Consider the following 17,453-nt stretch of genomic DNA (forward strand, 5'->3'; position numbering starts at 1 on the left):
CGAGCCGCGGGGCGGCAGCGCCACACGCCGTGCGCGCGCCCCGCCGCTTCTTCCTCACCCGGCAATGACGGAAAGGACACTCATGACCACAGCCCCGGCTCCCCCGGCCACCCTCGGGAAGGCCGCTGTCGGAGCCCTCGGCCTCCTGGCCCTGTCCACCGGCGCTCTGGAGTCGGTGGTGTCACCGACGATCCCGCTCCTGGAACGCGAACTGGACATGAGCCAGTCCGAGGGAGCACTGCTCAGCATCGTGCTCCTCGTCACCGGTGCGCTCATCACGCCGTTGGCGGGCAAGTTCGGCGACCGCTACGGCGGGAAACGGGTCCTGATCCGGCTGATGGCGGTCGTCGCGGCCGGCGGCACGGTGTCCGCCCTGGCCCCGAACCTGCCCGTGCTGCTGCTCGGGCAGGTGCTGCAAGGGGCGATGGTGGGCGCGCTTCCCCTGTCGTTCATCGTCGTGCGCAAGAACCTGCCCCCGGGAGAGTCGAAGGTCGCCATCGGGGTGGTCAGCGGACTCTTCGTCGGAGGAGGGATGGCCGGCATGCTGTCGGCCGGGCCGGTGGCGGAAGAACTCTCCCGGCACTGGATGTTCGCGCTGCCCACGATCGCGGTCATCGGGGCCACCCTGCTCGTGAACAGGCTCATGCCGTCCGACCGGCCGGGCGGATCGGACCACGCCGGCATCGACTGGCCCGGCCTGCTGCTCCTGAGCGGGATGCTGGTCACGCTCATGCTCGTCCTCGCGCTGGCGCCCGAAGCGGCCTCGCGCCCCCTCGTGCCCGGCGCCCTCGTCGTGCTTCTGGCCGTCTTCGTCACCGGTTGGGTGTCCGTCGAACGGCGTGCGGCCTCTCCGATGATCGATCTGCGCATGCTGGCACGGCCCGCGATCTGGAAGGCGTGCGTGCTGACGTTCGTGATCTGTCTCGGCACCTCGATGGCGGTCTATCTCGTGCCGCAGCTGCTCGACGAACGCGGCGACGGGTACGGATTCGGCGCCGGCGCCACCGAGATCGGCCTCTTCCTGCTGCCCGGCGCCGTCGCCGCGACGCTGGCCGGGCCGCTCGGCGGGATCGGGGACCGGCGTTTCGGCTCGCGTGCCGTGGTCGGCACCGGTGTCGTCATGATGGCCGTCTCCCTGGTCGCCCTGGCGTCCGTGCACACCGAGGTCTGGCACCTCGTCGTCGGCAAGGCGCTGATCGCGCTGGCCAACGGCTTGTGCGTCACGGCGATGATGACCAGCACCGCCACGGCCGTCGAGGCCGAGGACACCGGCATCGCCACCAGCCTGATCCTGGTGAGCCGCGTACTCGGTTACGCCGTGGGCGGGCAGCTCGGTGGTGCGCTTCTCACCGCCGCGACCCCTTCCGGGTCGGAGGTCGCGGCCGAATCGGCCTACGTCACCGGCTTCGTCATGGCCGGCGTCGTCACGTCGCTGGCCCTGTTCGTCACTCGCACCCTGCCCAAAGGAGTCAAGGAATGACCCTCATCGATCAGCCGACGGATGTCCGTGGCACGCCGAGGCGCGAGGTCCTGATATCCGGGGCCAGCATCGCGGGGCCCGCCCTCGCGTTCTGGCTGAACCGCTACGGATACGCGGTCACGGTCGTGGAGAAGGCGCCCACCCTGCGTGGGGGCGGCTATCCCATCGATGTGCGGGGCACCGCACTGGAGGTCGTCCGGAGGATGGGGATCCTGCCGCGGCTGCGGGACGCGCACATCGACCTGCGCCGGCTGACCTTCCTCGGCCCGGACGGCGGCGAGGTGACCTCCCTGCACCCGCATGCCGTCACCGGCGGCGTCGCGGGACGGGACCTGGAGGTACGGCGCGGGGACCTGGCCGACGCTCTGTACACGGCGGTCCGTGACGACGTGGAGTTCCTGTTCGACGACTCCATCGACACCCTCGACCAGACCGACCGCGGGGTCGACGTCACCTTCCGCGGGGGCGGCAGCCGTACCTTCGACATGGTGTTCGGTGCGGACGGCATGCACTCGCGCACCCGGGAGATGCTGTTCGGCCCCGAAGAGCGGTTCCACCGCTACCTCGGCTACTGCTTCGCCGTGTTCACCATGCGCAACACCTTCGGGCTCTCCCACGAGGCCGTGATGTGGAACACCCCGGGCAGGGCCGCGGCCCTCTACGCCGTGGGGGACGACGACGAGGTGCACGCCTTCCTGAACTTCGCCCGGCCGGAGCCGCCCGTGGACGCGTTCCGGGACCCGCGGGCCCGACGCGACCTGGTCGCCGAGGCCTTCGCCGACGCGGGATGGGAGGTGCCGGGCATGCTGGCCGCCCTGCGCGAGGCGGAGGACCTGTTCTTCGACGGGGTCGGCCAGATCCGCATGCCCCGCTGGTCCAGCGGCAGGGTCGCGCTGGTCGGCGACGCCGCGTACGCGCCCTCGTTCCTCACCGGACAGGGAACCAGCCTCGCCCTCGTCGGCGCGTACATGCTCGCCGGCTGCCTCGCGGACCGGGACCATGTCGCGGGCTTCGCCGCCTACGAACGCGACACCCGGGAGTTCGTGACCGTGAACCAGGGGCTGGTCGGCCAGGGCGGTGCCACCCTCTTCCCCACCACCGCCCAGGCCCTGGAGCAGCGGAACGACAGGCTTCGCGGCCTCGGTGCCATGCCCCCGGCGGAGGGAAAACCGGCTCATACGGCGCTCGCCCTGCCCGAGCCCCCGCGCCCGGTATGACCGTCGAGCCGGGTCGGGCCCCTGCCGGCCGGTGGATCCCTCCACGACCCGCGTCGCACCGGGCACCCCCTTCCGGTTCAGGGGCCGGCCGCCGGCGGTGCGTCCTCGTGGCCGGCGGGCGGGGGACGCAGCAGGCTGAGCGCGACGGAGACGCTCAGGACGGCGGCGATGACGGCGAGGCTGAGCGGAGAGGGGATCTCGGGCACGGCGGGGCTGATGATCTCGTGGGACGCCTGGAGGATGAGCTTGACGCCGATGAAGGCGAGGATGAGCGCCAGGCCCTTGCTCAGGTACCGGAACCGGTCCAGCAGGCCGGCGAGCATGAAGTAGAGGGCGCGCAGGCCCAGGATGGCGAAGGCGTTGCTGGTGTAGACGACGAAGGTGTCGTTGCTGACGGCCAGGACGGCGGGCACGCTGTCGACGGCGAAGACGAGGTCGGCGGCCTCGATCGCGGCGACGACGGCGAGCAGGGGGGTGGCGACGAGCCGGCCGGCCTCCTTGACGAAGAAACGGGCGCCGGCGTAGTCGTCCCGCACGGGGACGACCTTGCGGAGCAGGCGTACGGCGATGCTCCTGCCGGGGTCGAAGCTGTCCTCCTCCTCCTTGAGGATCTTGTAGGTGCTGTAGAAGAGGATGGCGGCGAAGACGAACAGGACGGCGGTGAAGCGGCTGACCACGGCGACACCGGCGGCGAGGAAGACGCCCCGGAAGACCAGGGCGCCGAGGACGCCGAGGAACAGGACGTGGTGCTGGTAGGCGCGCGGGACGCGGAAGTAGCCGAAGATCAGCGCGAAGACGAAGAGGTTGTCGACCGAGAGGCTCTTCTCCAGCAGCCACGCGGTGGTGTACTCCACTCCGGCGGTCGTCCCGACCACGAGGAAGACCACGGCCCCGAAGGTGATCGCCAGTCCCACCCAGACCCCGCTCCAGGCGGCGGCCTCCCGGAACCCGATGACGTGGGCCTGCCGGTGCGCGAGCAGATCGACCGTCAGGGACACCAGTACGGTGACGGCGAAGACCATCCACAGCCACAGCGGAACGTCGTGCACGGGTCCGGCCCTTCGAGCGTGGTCGACCGGCGGTCTCCCTCCGAGTCTGGTGCACGGGGCGGCGGGTGTCTCCTCGGCGCGCTCCCCCGGCCGGCGGGCCCCGCTGCCGCCGGCCGGACCGGATCACGCCGCCCCGGCGGCGGCCGGCCCGCCCGGCCTGCCCGCGGGGCACGCCTACGCGCGCAGGGCGTCGACCGGTTCCATGCGGGAGGCCCGCAGTGACGGGTAGAGGCCGGCCAGGAGCCCCACCAGGGCTCCGGCGACCGGGGCTCCGAGGGCGAGGCGGACGTCCAGGACCGGTGTCCACTCCTTGACGGCGGAGACGGTCACCACCACGACCATGCCCAGGGCGGCGCCCACGACACCGCCGAGGAGCCCGATCGTCGTCGACTCCACCAGGAACTGGCCGGCGACCTGACGCCGCGAGGCCCCGAGGGCGCGGCGCAGTCCGATCTCCCCGGTCCGTTCGATGACCGTCACCAGCGTCACGTTGGCGATGCCGATGGCCCCGACCACCAGCGAGACCAGCCCGAGGATCAGGAACAGGCCGTCGACGTCCCCCTGCACCCCCTTGCGGGCCTCGGCGGGATCGGCCGGTGCCTTCACGGTCAGGGAGGCCTCGGCTCCGGGGGCCAGCGCGATCGGCGCCTGGCGGGCGACCTGGCCGGCCGCGCCGAGCGCGGTGTTGATCAGCACCCGGGTCACCGTCCCCAGCCCCATCCGGTCCGCGGCCGTCGTGGGCGGCAGGATCACCGCCGTGGCGAGCTGCTGTTCCCGCTCCACTCCGCCGAGTATCCCGATCACCGTGTACGCCTGGCCCTCCAGGAAGACCGCGGGGGCGTCCTCGACCGAGCCGATGCCGAGGAGCCGCGCCGCCTGGTCGCCGAGGACCGCCACCCGGTCGTGCCGGGCGATGTCCCCGTCGTCGAGGAAGCGTCCAGTGGTCATCCCGCCCCGTACCGCGGCCGGCAGCTCGGGGGACGCGGCGACGACGGCCATGGTCCGGCCGCCGGTCTCGCCGGGAGCTGCCACGTGGTGGGCGCGTACCTCGACGCCCGCGGTCTCCCGGGAGTCGGCGATCGCCGCCACCGACTCGACCCCGGCCAGCCGGCGCACCGCGTCGACCCCCGACCAGTCCACGAGCGGACCGGAGCCGGCCGAGGCCACGGAGGGCACCCCCACCGTGACCGAAGTGGCGGTCAGGGCGTCGAACCGGCCCACGATCTGGTTGCCCGCCGTGGACGAGACCCCGATGGTGATGACCAGGGTGGTGATGCCCAGGACGGTGCCCAGCGTGGTCAGGGCGGAGCGCGTCGGGCGGGCGAGCACCCCCGCCAGCGCCTCGGCCCACAGGTCCCTGAAGTCCATCCAGGGACGCTCGACGGTCCCCCCGGTCTGTGCTCTTCTCCCGGTTCGTGCGATCCGCGCGGTCCCCCCGGCCCGTGCCGTGCCCGCGGAAGCCGCGGCTCGCGGGGCGCGTGTCCGGGGCCTCATCGGTGCTCCTCGGTGAGCCGTCCGTCGCTGATCCTCACCCGTCTGTGGGCACGCCCGCTGACCGCCTCCTCGTGCGTGATCACCACCAGGGTCATGCCCTGCTCGCCGAGCCGGCCGAAGAGGTCCAGCACCGACTCGGTGTTCTCGCTGTCGAGGTTGCCGGTGGGCTCGTCGCAGAGCAGCAGGGCGGGTTCGCTCATCAGCGCCCGGGCGATCGCCACCCGCTGTCTCTCACCGCCGGAGAGCCGGTCCGGCTCGAAGCCGGCCCGGTGCGCAAGACCCACCCGTCGCAGTGCCCGCTCGGCCCTGGCACGGCGGCCGGCCCGGCCGCGCCCGGGGCGCGGCCGGCGGTAGGCCTCGGCCAGCATGACGTTCTCCTCCACGGTCCGGTACGGCAGCAGGTGGAAGGACTGGAAGACGAACCCGATCCGGCTGCCGCGCAACGCGGTGCGCTCCAGGTCGCCGAGCGCGTTGGTCTCCACCCCGTCGAGCCAGTAGGTGCCCGAGGTGGGGCGGTCCAGCAGCCCCAGGGTGTTGAGCAGCGTCGACTTGCCGGAACCGGACGGGCCGACGACCGACAGGTGCTCGCCGCGCCGCACGGTCAGATTCACCTCGCGCAGGGCGTGCACCGGCGGTTCGGAGCCGAAGGTCCGGCCCACGTCGGTCAGCCGGATGACCGTGTCCGCGTCGGGCACGGCGGGCGACGGCGGACCGCTCATCGTCCGACCACCACCTGGTCGCCGGGGTTCAGGGCGGCACCGGACGACGGGGTGACCTCCACCTGACCGTCCGCGGAGAGCCCGGCCTCGACGGGGACGTCCACCGCCTCGCCGCCGCGCACGACCTCCACCCGGGCCTTCCCGTCGGCGGACGTGTGCAGCGCGGCGAGGGGCACCGTCAGCACCTCGCCCTCCGACGAGCCCACCTCGATGGTGACCTTCGCGGATTCGGCGGCGTTCTCGGCCAGTGTCCCCGCCGGTACGGAGATCTGCACCGGTACGGGAGCCGAACCGCCGTCGCTCCCGCCGTCCGAGGTCTGCTGCCGCTTGCCGTCGTCGGCGGGGTCGTCCTTCGGCACGTCGTCGCCGAGTGCCACCACCTCACCGTCCGCCTTCGTGCCGTCGGTGGTCTCCACCCGGGCCCGCATGCCCTTGTGGAGCAGCCTGGCGTCGTCGGCCGGGACCACGGCCCGCACCACGACCTTGGAGCCGGTCACCGTGGCGACCGGCCCGGAGGGGGTGTCTCCCGTCTCCACGGACACCTTGTCCAGCCGGGCCGGCAGTTCCGGCAGGAAGACCACCTCACCGGCGGGGACCTCGGTCCCGTAACCGGCCCGGAAGGCGGAGAGCGCGGCGTTGGCCGCGTCCAGTTGCTGCCGCGCCGACTCGAGCCGCAGCTCGGCGGCGGCCCCACCGGTGCCCGAGCCGCCTTCGGAGCCGCCGCCGGATTCCCCGGAGCCGCCGCCGGGCTCCCCGGAGCCGCCGGTTCCGCCGCCCGGGTCCCGTGCCTCGAGGAGGGCCTGCTGCGCGGTGGTCACCGCCGCTTCGAGCGTCCCGAGCTGCTGCTTGTCGGCGACGGTGGGCTCCATGGCGCGGTAGCCCTTGCTCTCGTACCAGCGGCTCACCGCGGCGGCGTCCGACTGCCCGTACGTCCCGTTCGCCGAACCGGGGGCGAAGCCCAGCCGGGTCAGCGCCCGCTGGAGCTGTTCGACGTCGTCCCCCGAGGCGCCGGGCCCCAGCGTCCGGTACATCGGCACGGTGCCCCGCAGCACCAGCACCGGCCGCCCGCTCACCTGCATCAGCACATCGCCCTCCTTCACCTCCGCCCCGGCCACCGGTGCCCTGGTGACCCGCTGGGCGACGCCGTCGCCGGCCCCCGCGTCGCCGGCCCCGGAGTCCGGGGAGCCGACGGGCCCGGCCAGGGTCACGCTCCGCGGCGAGTCGAACTCCACCGAGCCCTGGGCCACCACACTCGCGGTGAGCGAGCGCCGCTCGACCGCGACGGTGACGGGACCGGCTTCCGGCGGCCGGTGCGCGGCGGCGGCGTCCGCGGGGGACTGCATCCGCGATCCGGCGCACCAGCCGCCCGCCCCGACCAGCGCCACCGCGGCGACGACGACCGTCAGCTGTCCGGAACGGGTGCCGACCAGCCTGCGGAACCGTCCGGAACGGGTGCCGGCCGGCTCGGGGCGGCGTCTCACCCGGCACCGCCCCCGCTGGTCGGGGCCTTCAGGAACTTCGGGAAGTAGGCGGCCCGGAACTCCTTGCCGCACTCCAGGTCCCGCATCGCCAGCTCGATGTCCTTGGTGAGCAGCGGGAGGGCCTCCTCCTTGCCCAGGGTCTCCTGGGAGTTCCCGTCCTCGTCGACGCCGGCGACGACACCGGCGCCGGCCGGAGCGGAGCCGAGCGCCTGGAGCTTGACCATCTCCCCGATGCCGGTCGGCTGCGTGGTCGTGACGGGGATGCCCTCCTTCCTCAGGCACGAGGCGTACGACTGCGCCAGCGCGACCAGCTTCGGATCACCGTTGAGGGCCTGTGCGTTGGCCTGGTTCCGGTTCTCGGTCTCGGTGCCCCGCTCCTGGGCCGACGCGGAGCCGTAGACCTTCTTGTCGGCCTCACCCTGACAACCGGTCCAGTTCTTCTCACCGGCCTTCGGGTCGGGGAAAGCGCCCAACGCCTTGTCGTACGCGGCCTTCTGCTCGGGGGTGAGCGTGGCCACGTAATCCGCGTTGGGTGTCTTGTTCGAGTCCTGTCGGGCGGCCGGGCCGGCGTCACCGGGGTAGACGATGCCCGCGTAGACGCCGAAACCGTATTTCCGCCGGTACTTCTTCGTCAGCGCGTAGTCCGCCCCGTCGGTGGCCCAGGAGGCGGCGGGATCCTCGGGGGGCACGGGGGTGTAGGTGAACCCCTGCTTCTTCATGCAGGCCGCGATCGCGTTCTCCAGGAGGTACTGCTTCTTGAGGTCGGCGTTCGCGTCGGCGGGGATGTCGAGCTGTCCCGACGATCCTGCCGTGGTCTTCCCACCGTCCGACGCGGGGGACTCCGAGCCGGTGCCGGTGCCGGTGCCACAGGCCGCCAGCAGCGGCAGCAGGCTCACCGCCGCCACCGCGGCCAGTCTCCGGACAGTGCGGGATCGAGTCATGTACTTCCGTCCGATCGAGAGGGAGGGGGTCTGCCCGGGGGTGCGGCAGAACGCGGAGTTCACCGTGGCGCCGGCAGTTCATGGCCCTGGGGTCGGTACATGACCGGGCTGTAACGGCCGGCCGCCGTGACGGCCGGCCCGGGGGCCGGCGCCGGTCATACGGGCGGCCCGGTGACGAGGTCACCGTTCTCGTCGTAGGGCCAGGCGTTGGCGACGCATCCGTGCAGGCCCTTGATCTGCTGCATCATCACGGGGGCCAGTTGACCGGCACCCCCGCAGGTCATGTGCCCGTGACCGAGGAAGTGCCCCATCTCGTGGTTGATGATCAGCGCCCGGTAGTCGTGGATCGGCCCGTCGAAGGTGGGCGAGCCCTTGACCCAGCGCTTGAGGTTCACCACCACCCCTCCGGGGACCTCGCAGTTGTACTCGCCGCCGGTGTCCTGCTGGATGCCCGCCCAGCACAGGGCGTCCGCCGTCGCCGGTGTCGCGATCCTTATCGTGATGTCGTGCGGCGATCCCGCGCCCACCAGTTGGAACGCGTTGTCCGGGTCGTGGGTCCAGCCGCGCGGGGCGGCGAGTATGTCGGCGATCTCGTTCGCCGCCTGGGACGGCGAGACGTCGAGGCCGGTCTCGACCTCCACGACGTAGCGCACCGGGCGGGAACCGCTGCCCACCGTCTTCCCGCCGGCCTGCGCGGTGACGAACGTCCCGCTGCCCGTCGGAGGGACGGCGATCTCGGTCCGGCTCGCGGAGGGGGAGGGAGAGGGGGAGGGAGGCGGCGTGGGCGTGGTGGGGGTCGGGGTGGGAGCGGGAGTGGGGGAGACGTGCGTGCTCCGCGGGGACGGCGCACCGCTCGGCGCGTCGCTCCGCCCGCCTTCCAGGACGTACGCCGCCAAACCCAGCAGGCCGACGGCCACCAGCAGGCCGGTCAGCAGGTTCCGTCCCCGGCGGCGCGGCCGTCCCCGGCGGCGGGAGGACCGGCGCCGGCGGCCGGCGCGGTGACCGGCCGCGGTGCTGCCGGCGGGGGGTGCGTATCGCCGCTTTCGTACCGCATGCATGGCAGGTCAATCTGGTGATTCCAGATGATCGCGATGAGCCGGTGACATCACGGAAGGATAACGGCGCCCCGCGTTCCCCGGCCCGTGTGATCGTTGTGTAACGGCGGTCGGAGAGGGGCATTCCCCGGAGCGGTCACCTCATCCGGTCTGCCTACACTGCCGAAATGCCACGGGTTTTGATTGTCGAAGACGACCAGGACGTCCGCAGGGCCGTCCAACTGGGTCTGCGGCACCAGGGGCATGAGGTCCTCGGCGTGGGAACGGGCGAGGAGGGGCTGGAACAGCTCCGCCCCTTCCGGCCGGACGTCGTCGTGCTCGATCTCATGCTGCCCGGCATCTCCGGCCTGGACGTGTGCCGCCGGATCAGGAACCGCGACCAGGTGCCGATCATCATGGTGACGGCCCGGGGCGACGACGTCGACGTGGTCGTGGGACTGGAGACCGGCGCGGACGACTACGTGGTGAAGCCCGTGCAGGCCCGGGTCCTCGACGCGCGGATACGGGCCGTACTGCGCAGACAGGACGCGTCGCTGCCGGACGGCACCCGTCCCCGGGCGGAGACGCACGGCGAACTGGTCGTCGACCGCGCCGGGCTCGTGGTGACGCACCGCGGCGAACCCGTCGCCCTCGCCCCCTCCGAACTGCGGCTGCTGCTCACCCTGTCGGCCTCGCCCGGCCAGGTGTTCAGCCGCCAGCAGTTGCTGGAAGCGGTCTGGGAGCACAGCTACCACGGTGACATACGGCTCGTGGACGCCTGTGTGAAGCGGCTGCGCAACAAGCTCGGCGAGGGCAGGAATCCCCGCTACGTGCAGACCGTACGCGGATTCGGCTACCGCTTCGGCACCTCATGAGCGACCGGAGGACCGCGCGGACGCGAGAGACCACCGGCGCGCGGAGGACCGTACCCGGGGCCCACACGGCCACGACCGACGAGACCCCCGCCCCCGTCCCCGCCCCCTCCGTACCGGGTGCCGGCGGCCCCCGGCGGTTCCTCCGGGCGGCCCTGGCGCGCGTCCCGCTCCCCCTGCGCGGCCTGCGCCCCCGCCTGCTGGCGTCCTTCGTCCTGGTGGCCATGGCCAGCTCCCTGGGCACCGGGGCCCTCGCCTTCCGCGAGGCGCGCACGGGGGTGCTCCAACAGAGCCAGGACACCGTCATCAACCGGTTCCGTACGAGCATCGACGCCGTCGCGCCCTACATCTCCTTCCCCCCGGACCAGTCGGACCTCCAGTCCGCGGTGGACCAGGTGCTGTACGCGAACCGTTCGTCGGGCTGGAAGATCATGGCCACGTACGACGGCCACCGGGCCTACGCGCCGAGCGCCGGTTTCGTCGAGCTGAGCCCCGAACTGCTGCGGTCCGTCCGGGACAAGCGCGCCGCGGTGTTCCAGCGGATGAACGTCGACGGGCGTCCCCGTCTCGTCGTCGGCATGCCCGTCACGTACACCTCGGGCGAGAGCGGCGAGGGCACGGAGCCCAGGCTCTCCGGGCTCGTGATGTTCCTGGAGGTCCCGCAGACCACCGAGGAGGGGTACGTCGAGGCCATGGTCAGCGGCATCGAGCGGGCCACCCTGGTGGCCCTGTGCCTCGCCGTCGTCCTGGCGCTGCTCGCCGCGAGCGGCGTACTGCGCCCCGTACGGGCGCTGCGCCGGGCGACGCGCCGGATGGCCGCGGGGCACCTCGACGTCCGGCTGGACGTCACCGGTTCCGACGAACTGGCCGACCTCTCCCAGTCCTTCAACGAGACGGCGGCCGAACTGGAGCGAACCGTAGCGGAGTTGCGCCGTCTGGAGGCCCAGGGGCGCCGCTTCGTCGCGGACGTCTCCCACGAGCTGCGCACACCGCTGGCGGCGATGTCGGCGGTCACCGACGTGCTGGACCCGAAGGGGGAGGAGGAGAGCGAGACCGGTGAGGCGCTGCGGCTCATCAGCGAGGGAACGAACCGGCTGAGCGGCCTGGTGAACGACCTGATGGAGATCTCCCGCTTCGACGCGGGGGCGGCCGAACTCAACCGGGACGAGATCGACCTGGCCGAGTCCGTCCGGCGCACCATCGCCTCCCGGTGGCGGGAGGGGCAGGTGGAGACCCGGCTGCCCGGACCGGGTGTGCTCCGCGCACGCGTCGATCCGCGCAGGCTCGACGTGGTGACGGCCAACCTGATCGGCAACGCGCTGCGGCACGGAGCGCCGCCCGTACGCCTGACCATGGGGGTGCGGGAGGACGAGAAGGGCACGGCACGGGTGGTCATCGAGGTGACCGACAACGGACCGGGGATCCCCGAGGAGGCCATGCCGCACATCTTCGAGCGGTTCTACAAGGCGAGCACCTCACGGGCCAGGAGCGAGAGCAGCGGGCTGGGTCTGGCCATCACGGCGGAGAACGTGCGCCTGCACGGGGGGCGCATCCGGGCGGCGAACCTGCCCCGGGGCGGCGCGGTGTTCACGGTCGAACTCCCGCTGCACCGCGACGACACCGATGCCGAGGCCGGCGGGGGCACCCGGTGAGGGGCTCACGGACGACAGTGCTGCTGTCCGGGTTCACGGCCGTGGCCGCGCTCGCGCTCACGGCGTGCGGAGTCCCCCCGTCCGGTGTCATCGAGGCCGGTGCGCCGGCGAGCGGCGTGCTCTCCTCCGGCGCACCGGCCTCGACGCCCGCCACCGTCTCCCTCTTCTTCCTGCGCGACGGGGACCTGACGCCCTACCCCCGCCGGATCGACGACGCCGGGGACCTCGGGGCCGTCGTACGCCTGCTGTTCGAGGGGCCGGCCGGAAACGAGACCGCGACGGCCACCACGGAGCTGCCCCGCCTGACGGACGCGCCACAGGTGGTGACCGTTTACGACGGCACCCTCTCCGTCCGGCTCCCCGGCGAGACGGAACCGCTGAGCCGTCGGGCCATGCTCCAGCTCACGTGCACGGTGAACCACGCGGCCCCGTCGGTCCCCACCACCGTCTCCCGCACCGAAGCGGAAGCCGAGGCGAAAGCCAAAGCGGAAGCGGAAGCGAAAGCCAGAGCGGAAGCCGAAGCCGACGACGTCCCCGGGCACGGTGCCGCCGTGCCCGGAGGCCTCCAAGTGACCGGGGACGGATGGACGATGACACAGCCGGACCACGCGTGCCCCGTCGCGTCCGGCCCGCAGGAGCAGCCGGAAGCACCGCCCCGGCAGTCCCCCTCCGGCTGACCACCGCCCAGGAGCGGAACCGGCCTCCCCGACGACCTCCCTCCCGCACTCGAGCGGCTTCCCGGCCACGGTTGTGCCGCGGGCCACCCAGTTGTGCCACTGCGATCCTGGCGGTTCGGTGGAACCGCTGCCGACCGTGATGATCCGTCCTTGCGGGCACGCCGTGGGCACGAGCGGCGCAGGCCGGCGGGCGGAGCGCATGCGCGCACGCCGACCGGATCCTCGCCGCCGTGCAGGAGGCCGAGAGCGCCGTCGCGGCGGTCAAGGGCACGGTCGGCGCCACCGCCACGCTCGCCGCACTGCCGTCGACCGTCGCCCGGATCGTGGTTCCCGCACTGGACGAACTGGGCTCACAGCACCCGCGGCTCACCGTGACCTGTCTGGTCGCCGACCAGGCGCAACTACGGGAACTCACCCTCGGCACCGTCGACGTGGTGCTGGGGCAGCGATATCACCACCTGCCCGATGCCACCCCCCGCGGCATCGAGATATCGCCGCTGCTCGACGATCCGCTGCTCGTCGTCACCTCGGCCGGCCGAGCCGACGAGCGGCCCCTCGCCCTGGGAGAACTGGCCACGCACGACCTCGCCGTACCGCCGCCCACCACGGACTGCGGGCAGGCCATCCTGCGCGCCTGCCACCAGGCCGGCTTCACACCCACGACGCGCTACGTCACCGCCGACATCGCCGCCCAGCTCACCCTCGCACGAGCCGGACTCGCCACCGCACTCGTCCCCCGGACCGCCATCGACCCGGACACACCCGGAATCCGCACGGTGCCCATCGAGGACCGCCCGATCCGGCGCCTGCTGTTCGCCGCGACGCGTCACACCGAGACCGTGAACCCGACGACCGCGGCCGTCATCGCGGCGCTGCGCACAGCCGCGAGGCGGCCGGGCTAGGCCAGGTCGTCGAGCGGTCGCAGGAAGCGGCGTTCGTAGCGTTTGATGCAACGGCTCCGACGAGCCAGTTCGAATGCTTCCTGGCACTCCGGGTCGGACATGCTGTCCGTGCGGTACTGCTCGTACGCGGCCAGACCGGGAAAGGAGAAGAGGGCGTAGGCGATGTCGCTGTCGCCCTCGCTCGGCAGGAAGTAGCCGTGGTGCGTCCCGCCGAAACGGTTCACGAGCCGGACCCAGCGGCGACCGTATTCCTCGAAGTCCGCAAGCTTGTCGGCGTCGATCTCGTACTTCAGATGAATGGTGATCACGCCCGCATGATGCCGTGTGACGGTGCGGGCTCGACGACAACCTGTGTGATCGCGCACCTCGTCCCGGGTTCCTGATGCCCGGAACCGGGACGGCGCCCAACGGAAGCAAGAAAAACCATCGACATTCCGACGGCCACAGGTCCGACGCCCGGCCCTCAGTGAGGTCGACGACATGGCGAACGTGGCCCTGGCCTCCGACTGCGACACCGACGCGATCCTCACCCTCGACCACCGCGGCTTCCGCGCCGTGCGTCCCCCGGACCATCGCCTTCCGCTCCGAGGCGGGGTTCCTCACTCCCGAACGCCCGCCGCCGCAAGGGGCTTCGACCACCGCTGCAGTCGCGGTGCGCGAAACAGGTGCTCGGTGTCGCTCCTGGAACAGCGGGCTGAGGGTTCTCACCGCATGAACCTCACGGCGGCCGACATGAAACCGCAGCCCATCGGCATGCTTCGGCGAGGAGAGCGGTGACCGTGCAGCGCCCACCAAGCACTCGTGCCCTTCGCGTGCCCGATCTTCAGCTGTTCAATGGGCCGGAAACCACTGAAGAGACTCCGATAACGCAGAAGCCCCAGACCACTGACCTGGGGCTTCGAGAAGAGCGGGTGACGAGAATCGAACTCGTGCTCTCAGCTTGGGAAGCGACGACGCTTGCGCAGCCGGACACTTCCGGCCTGGCCGTCTGCTTCCAGCGTGACCCCTGCGGGCGCAGGACCGCACCGCTGTTGACCGTGGTCGACCCGTCGTGCGGGCACGCCATGGGCACGCCGCCGACTCGAAGGCGCGGGAAGTCCTTCCGGGAAGTACCGCCGAAGCGCTGTGAGCGACCCGCTCGATCGCGCCGTGCGGGCGATGCGCTTTCCCGGCCGGTCCTACGGGCGGATCAGCGCAGTCCGGCGAAGAGATCGTTCTCGGGCAGGGCCGCGCCGGTGGCGTCCTGGACACGTACGAAGGTCTCCACGCCCATCAACTCGCCGAACCTCTCCTTTCCCATCTTGAGGAAGAAGATGTTCTCGCCCTGACTGGCATGCGCGGCCAACGCGTCGAACTTCTGACCGCTGAACGCGGTGGTGTCCACCCACGTGGTGATCTCATCGTCGGGGAGGCCGATCTCGGCCATCGCGGCGGCCTCGGCAGGGTCCGGCTCCGGCATGTCCGGATGAAACTCGCGCATGATCTCGCCGAACCGTTGCATCCCCGAGCGGGGCATCGTGGTCCAGTACACCTTCGGTGTCAGCGCGGTCATCTCCAGCGCCGCCATCGTGATGCGGTGGGCTTGGATGTGGTCGGGGTGGCCGTAGAAGCCGTTCTCGTCGTAGGTGACGACCACATCAGGCCGGTAGTGCCGCATGAGTTCCGCGAGTCGGGCCGCGCCTTCCTCCACGGGGGTCCGCCAGAAGGATCCGGGGGCGTCGTTGCTCGGCCAGCCCACCATCCCGGAGTCGGCATAGTCCAGCATCTCCAGATCGCTGACCTTCAGGACGTCACAGCTCGCTTCGAGCTCTTGACGACGCATCGAGACGACCGCCGCCGGATCGTGCCCGGGCTCGCCCGGCTTGACACCCCCCGGCCCGTCACCGCAACCGCCGTCGGTACACGTCACGAGAACCGTGCGGATGCCTTCCGCCGCGTACCGCGCGAGGACACCTCCGGTTCCGGTGGCCTCGTCGTCGGGGTGGGCGTGTACTGCCATGAGCGTCAAGGGCCGGTCAGTCATGAAACAGTCCTCCTGCGGATATAAGTCCTGGCCCGAGTACGCGGCGGGCGTGCCGCGATCCTGGAGCTCGGATCCTGGTGGGGCGGACGACCTCGCGGCCTCGGTGCTCCCGCCGTCCGGCGCCGGCCCCTCGGTCGGTGCAACCGCGCCGGACGCACCGGCTGTTCCCGGCGCGGCCACTCGGCCTTCGAGCGTCGGCGTTCAACGAGACCGGGGGCAGGCGCGACCTGCACGTCTCAGCACCACGTCGGATTCGGCTTCCGTCCGGCACCAGTTGTGAGATTCCGATCGGTGCGCGGGCCCGGGGATGCGCAGAGCGGTTGAGCGCGGCAGTCGCAGTCGCACATGGCTGCCGGGCCCTCGCCTCGGCTCGGAAGATCGCAGAATGTGGGATCACCCCTACGGACTTCGACCTCCACGAGAAGTGGTTCGGCGCAAGAGGCGGCGAGCACGATGCGGTGCCATGGCTCAATGCCTCACACCCATGGCGGGCGCGGCCGGTTCCGCCGTCTGCGATTGCCGCATCCGATGAACCGAAGGACCAGGCACACGTGTGTGTCAACCTGGTACATGGACTACCCTTGGTACATGTCCATGAAGCGCACGAACGTCTACGCCGACCCCGAAGACCTGGCGATCATCAAGGAGGCCGCGAAGCGTCGGGGGATAAGCGAGGCCGAGATCATCCGCCAGGGCATCCACCTCGCGGCCATGGCGAACAGGGTCTGGGACGAGCCGCTGTTCTCGCGCACCTTCGAGGGGACAGGCCGCACGCTCTCCAGGCCGGAGGTCCGTGACGCGGTCGCCGACGCCGTCCGCCGTGAGACCGACCCGGATTCCGGAACCGCCGCGTGATCATTGTCATCGCCGACACGTCCGGCCTCCTGGCGGCCCTGGACTCGGCTCACCCGGAACACCGGGCGGCGAACGAGGCGATCATGACGGCCGGCCTCCTGGTCATGTCCCCGCTGCTGCTGGCCGAACTGGATCACGTCGCCACGCGCGAGCTCGGCAGGGAGGCCGCCCTCGGCGCGGTCGACGACCTCCGGCGCTGGATGAGCCGGGGACGTGTCGTCATGCCGGAGATCACGGAGGACCACCTGGGCGCCGCCCAGTCCGTCCGCATCCGCTACCGTGCGCTGGACCTCGACCTCGCCGACGCGGTCAACGTGGCGCTCGCCGCCGACTACGACACGGACGCGATCCTCACCCTCGACCGCCGTGACTTCCGAGCCGTACGCCCCTTGGGCCACCACAAGGCGTTCCGGGTACTCCCCGACGATCTCCCGCTCTGACCCAGGACCCTCCGCAGCCAAGCACCCACTCACGCAAGGGACATGTGGTCCCGCGACGTGAGCGGCCTGGCACCCAAACAAACAAGCCCCAGACCGCTGACCTGGGGCTTCGAGAAGAGCGGGTGACGAGAATCGAACTCGCGCTCTCAGCTTGGGAAGCTGATGTTCTACCATTAAACTACACCCGCGCAAGATCCCGACCCCGTCGAATCGACGGTGTCCGGACGCTTGCTCACTCTACCCCATGCCGGGTCCCCGGTGTTCAGGGATGCTGCCGGTACCTGTCGCGCGGGCGACGATTGGAGCGTTTCTCCAGGCGAAACGGCGCATATGCGGTGTGTTCCCTGGAGAAGCGCTCCAATCGGCAGGCGGTGACGGGGTTCGCCCACGGTGCCTTCGGGGGGGGGCGGGGGCTGACTCTGTTTCAGGGCGTGGATGCGGCTGCGGGGGGCATGCGTGGGGGCGTACCGTGAAGGCGTGGTGCGCGGGCGGGGTGCCGCCTGGAGGGGTGTTCCTTTGATCCCGTAATGTGGCTTTTGGCGTCAGGGCAGTTGGCCGGACGCGGCCTCTTGGGGAAGGGACTCTTGGACTTGATGGAGCGCACCGTCGTCCGCTGT

Annotated in this window: 16 protein-coding genes and 1 tRNA gene; 8 read left to right on the top strand and 9 right to left on the bottom strand. The window is 71.5% G+C overall.

What is annotated here, in order from left to right; genetic code table 11:
* The first annotated feature begins 82 nt into the window (after window positions 1–82).
* Together ACF1DX_RS13780 and ACF1DX_RS13785 are read left to right on the top strand one after the other, a co-directional pair.
* Entirely contained in the window at window positions 83–1,480 is a 1,398-nt protein-coding gene (locus ACF1DX_RS13780; RefSeq protein WP_391791378.1) for an MFS transporter, read from the top strand.
* Entirely contained in the window at window positions 1,477–2,697 is a 1,221-nt protein-coding gene (locus ACF1DX_RS13785; protein WP_391791379.1) for an FAD-dependent monooxygenase, read from the top strand. Before ACF1DX_RS13780 ends, ACF1DX_RS13785 begins: the two co-directional genes overlap by 4 nt.
* Window positions 2,698–2,774: 77 nt before the next feature.
* Here the strand turns inward: ACF1DX_RS13785 and ACF1DX_RS13790 are convergent, their stop codons facing one another.
* The 6 genes from ACF1DX_RS13790 to ACF1DX_RS13815 form a co-directional block, all read right to left on the bottom strand.
* Window positions 2,775–3,746 (bottom strand): TerC family protein, encoded by a 972-nt coding sequence (locus ACF1DX_RS13790; RefSeq protein WP_391791380.1) that lies wholly within the window; start codon window positions 3,744–3,746, stop codon window positions 2,775–2,777.
* Between the two features lie 174 nt (window positions 3,747–3,920).
* The gene (locus tag ACF1DX_RS13795; protein WP_391791381.1) at window positions 3,921–5,114 is read right to left on the bottom strand and encodes an ABC transporter permease; all 1,194 of its coding nucleotides are present in this window, start codon (window positions 5,112–5,114) and stop codon (window positions 3,921–3,923) included.
* 122 nt (window positions 5,115–5,236) lie between these two features.
* On the bottom strand, window positions 5,237–5,959 hold the full coding sequence (locus tag ACF1DX_RS13800) for an ABC transporter ATP-binding protein (protein ID WP_391791382.1): 723 nt from the start codon (window positions 5,957–5,959) through the stop codon (window positions 5,237–5,239).
* On the bottom strand, window positions 5,956–7,440 hold the full coding sequence (locus tag ACF1DX_RS13805) for a peptidoglycan-binding protein (protein WP_391791383.1): 1,485 nt from the start codon (window positions 7,438–7,440) through the stop codon (window positions 5,956–5,958). The genes ACF1DX_RS13800 and ACF1DX_RS13805 overlap by 4 nt, the downstream gene beginning before the upstream one ends.
* Window positions 7,437–8,345: a hypothetical protein gene (locus ACF1DX_RS13810; RefSeq protein WP_391791384.1), complete on the bottom strand. Its 909-nt coding sequence runs from the start codon at window positions 8,343–8,345 to the stop codon at window positions 7,437–7,439. The genes ACF1DX_RS13805 and ACF1DX_RS13810 overlap by 4 nt, the downstream gene beginning before the upstream one ends.
* A 191-nt stretch (window positions 8,346–8,536) precedes the next feature.
* The gene (locus tag ACF1DX_RS13815; RefSeq protein WP_391791385.1) at window positions 8,537–9,439 is read right to left on the bottom strand and encodes a DUF3152 domain-containing protein; all 903 of its coding nucleotides are present in this window, start codon (window positions 9,437–9,439) and stop codon (window positions 8,537–8,539) included.
* A gap of 164 nt (window positions 9,440–9,603) precedes the next feature.
* Here ACF1DX_RS13815 and ACF1DX_RS13820 point away from each other — a divergent pair, with 164 nt between their 5' ends.
* The 4 genes from ACF1DX_RS13820 (at window position 9,604) to ACF1DX_RS13835 (ending at window position 13,518) form a co-directional block, all read left to right on the top strand.
* Window positions 9,604–10,290, top strand: coding sequence for a response regulator (locus tag ACF1DX_RS13820; protein WP_391791386.1), 687 nt, complete (start codon window positions 9,604–9,606; stop codon window positions 10,288–10,290).
* Window positions 10,287–11,939, top strand: coding sequence for a sensor histidine kinase (locus ACF1DX_RS13825; RefSeq protein WP_391791387.1), 1,653 nt, complete (start codon window positions 10,287–10,289; stop codon window positions 11,937–11,939). The genes ACF1DX_RS13820 and ACF1DX_RS13825 overlap by 4 nt, the downstream gene beginning before the upstream one ends.
* On the top strand, window positions 11,936–12,616 hold the full coding sequence (locus ACF1DX_RS13830; RefSeq protein ID WP_391791388.1) for a hypothetical protein: 681 nt from the start codon (window positions 11,936–11,938) through the stop codon (window positions 12,614–12,616). Before ACF1DX_RS13825 ends, ACF1DX_RS13830 begins: the two co-directional genes overlap by 4 nt.
* Window positions 12,617–12,846: 230 nt before the next feature.
* Window positions 12,847–13,518 carry a LysR substrate-binding domain-containing protein gene (locus ACF1DX_RS13835; protein WP_391791389.1) on the top strand — a complete coding sequence of 224 codons (672 nt, stop codon included), beginning with the start codon at window positions 12,847–12,849 and terminating at the stop codon, window positions 13,516–13,518.
* On the opposite strand, the gene ACF1DX_RS13840 is transcribed toward ACF1DX_RS13835, so the two are convergent.
* Window positions 13,515–13,826 carry an NIPSNAP family protein gene (locus ACF1DX_RS13840; protein WP_391791390.1) on the bottom strand — a complete coding sequence of 104 codons (312 nt, stop codon included), beginning with the start codon at window positions 13,824–13,826 and terminating at the stop codon, window positions 13,515–13,517. The two genes, ACF1DX_RS13835 and ACF1DX_RS13840, sit on opposite strands and share 4 nt — an antisense overlap.
* An 881-nt stretch (window positions 13,827–14,707) precedes the next feature.
* A complete protein-coding gene (locus tag ACF1DX_RS13845) occupies window positions 14,708–15,541 on the bottom strand; it encodes a PIG-L family deacetylase (protein ID WP_391791391.1) in 834 nt (277 codons plus the stop codon).
* A gap of 588 nt (window positions 15,542–16,129) precedes the next feature.
* On the opposite strand from ACF1DX_RS13845, the gene ACF1DX_RS13850 reads away from it, so the two are divergent.
* On the top strand, window positions 16,130–16,396 hold the full coding sequence (locus ACF1DX_RS13850; RefSeq protein ID WP_391791392.1) for a CopG family transcriptional regulator: 267 nt from the start codon (window positions 16,130–16,132) through the stop codon (window positions 16,394–16,396).
* A complete protein-coding gene (locus ACF1DX_RS13855) occupies window positions 16,393–16,836 on the top strand; it encodes a PIN domain-containing protein (RefSeq protein WP_391791393.1) in 444 nt (147 codons plus the stop codon). Before ACF1DX_RS13850 ends, ACF1DX_RS13855 begins: the two co-directional genes overlap by 4 nt.
* Window positions 16,837–16,953: 117 nt before the next feature.
* On the opposite strand, the gene ACF1DX_RS13860 is transcribed toward ACF1DX_RS13855, so the two are convergent.
* Window positions 16,954–17,024: transfer RNA gene (locus ACF1DX_RS13860), tRNA-Gly, on the bottom strand.
* Window positions 17,025–17,453 lie beyond the last annotated feature (429 nt).

It is taken from the genome of Streptomyces sp. NPDC014676 (assembly GCF_043084105.1).
In the GTDB taxonomy this organism is placed as follows: domain Bacteria; phylum Actinomycetota; class Actinomycetes; order Streptomycetales; family Streptomycetaceae; genus Streptomyces.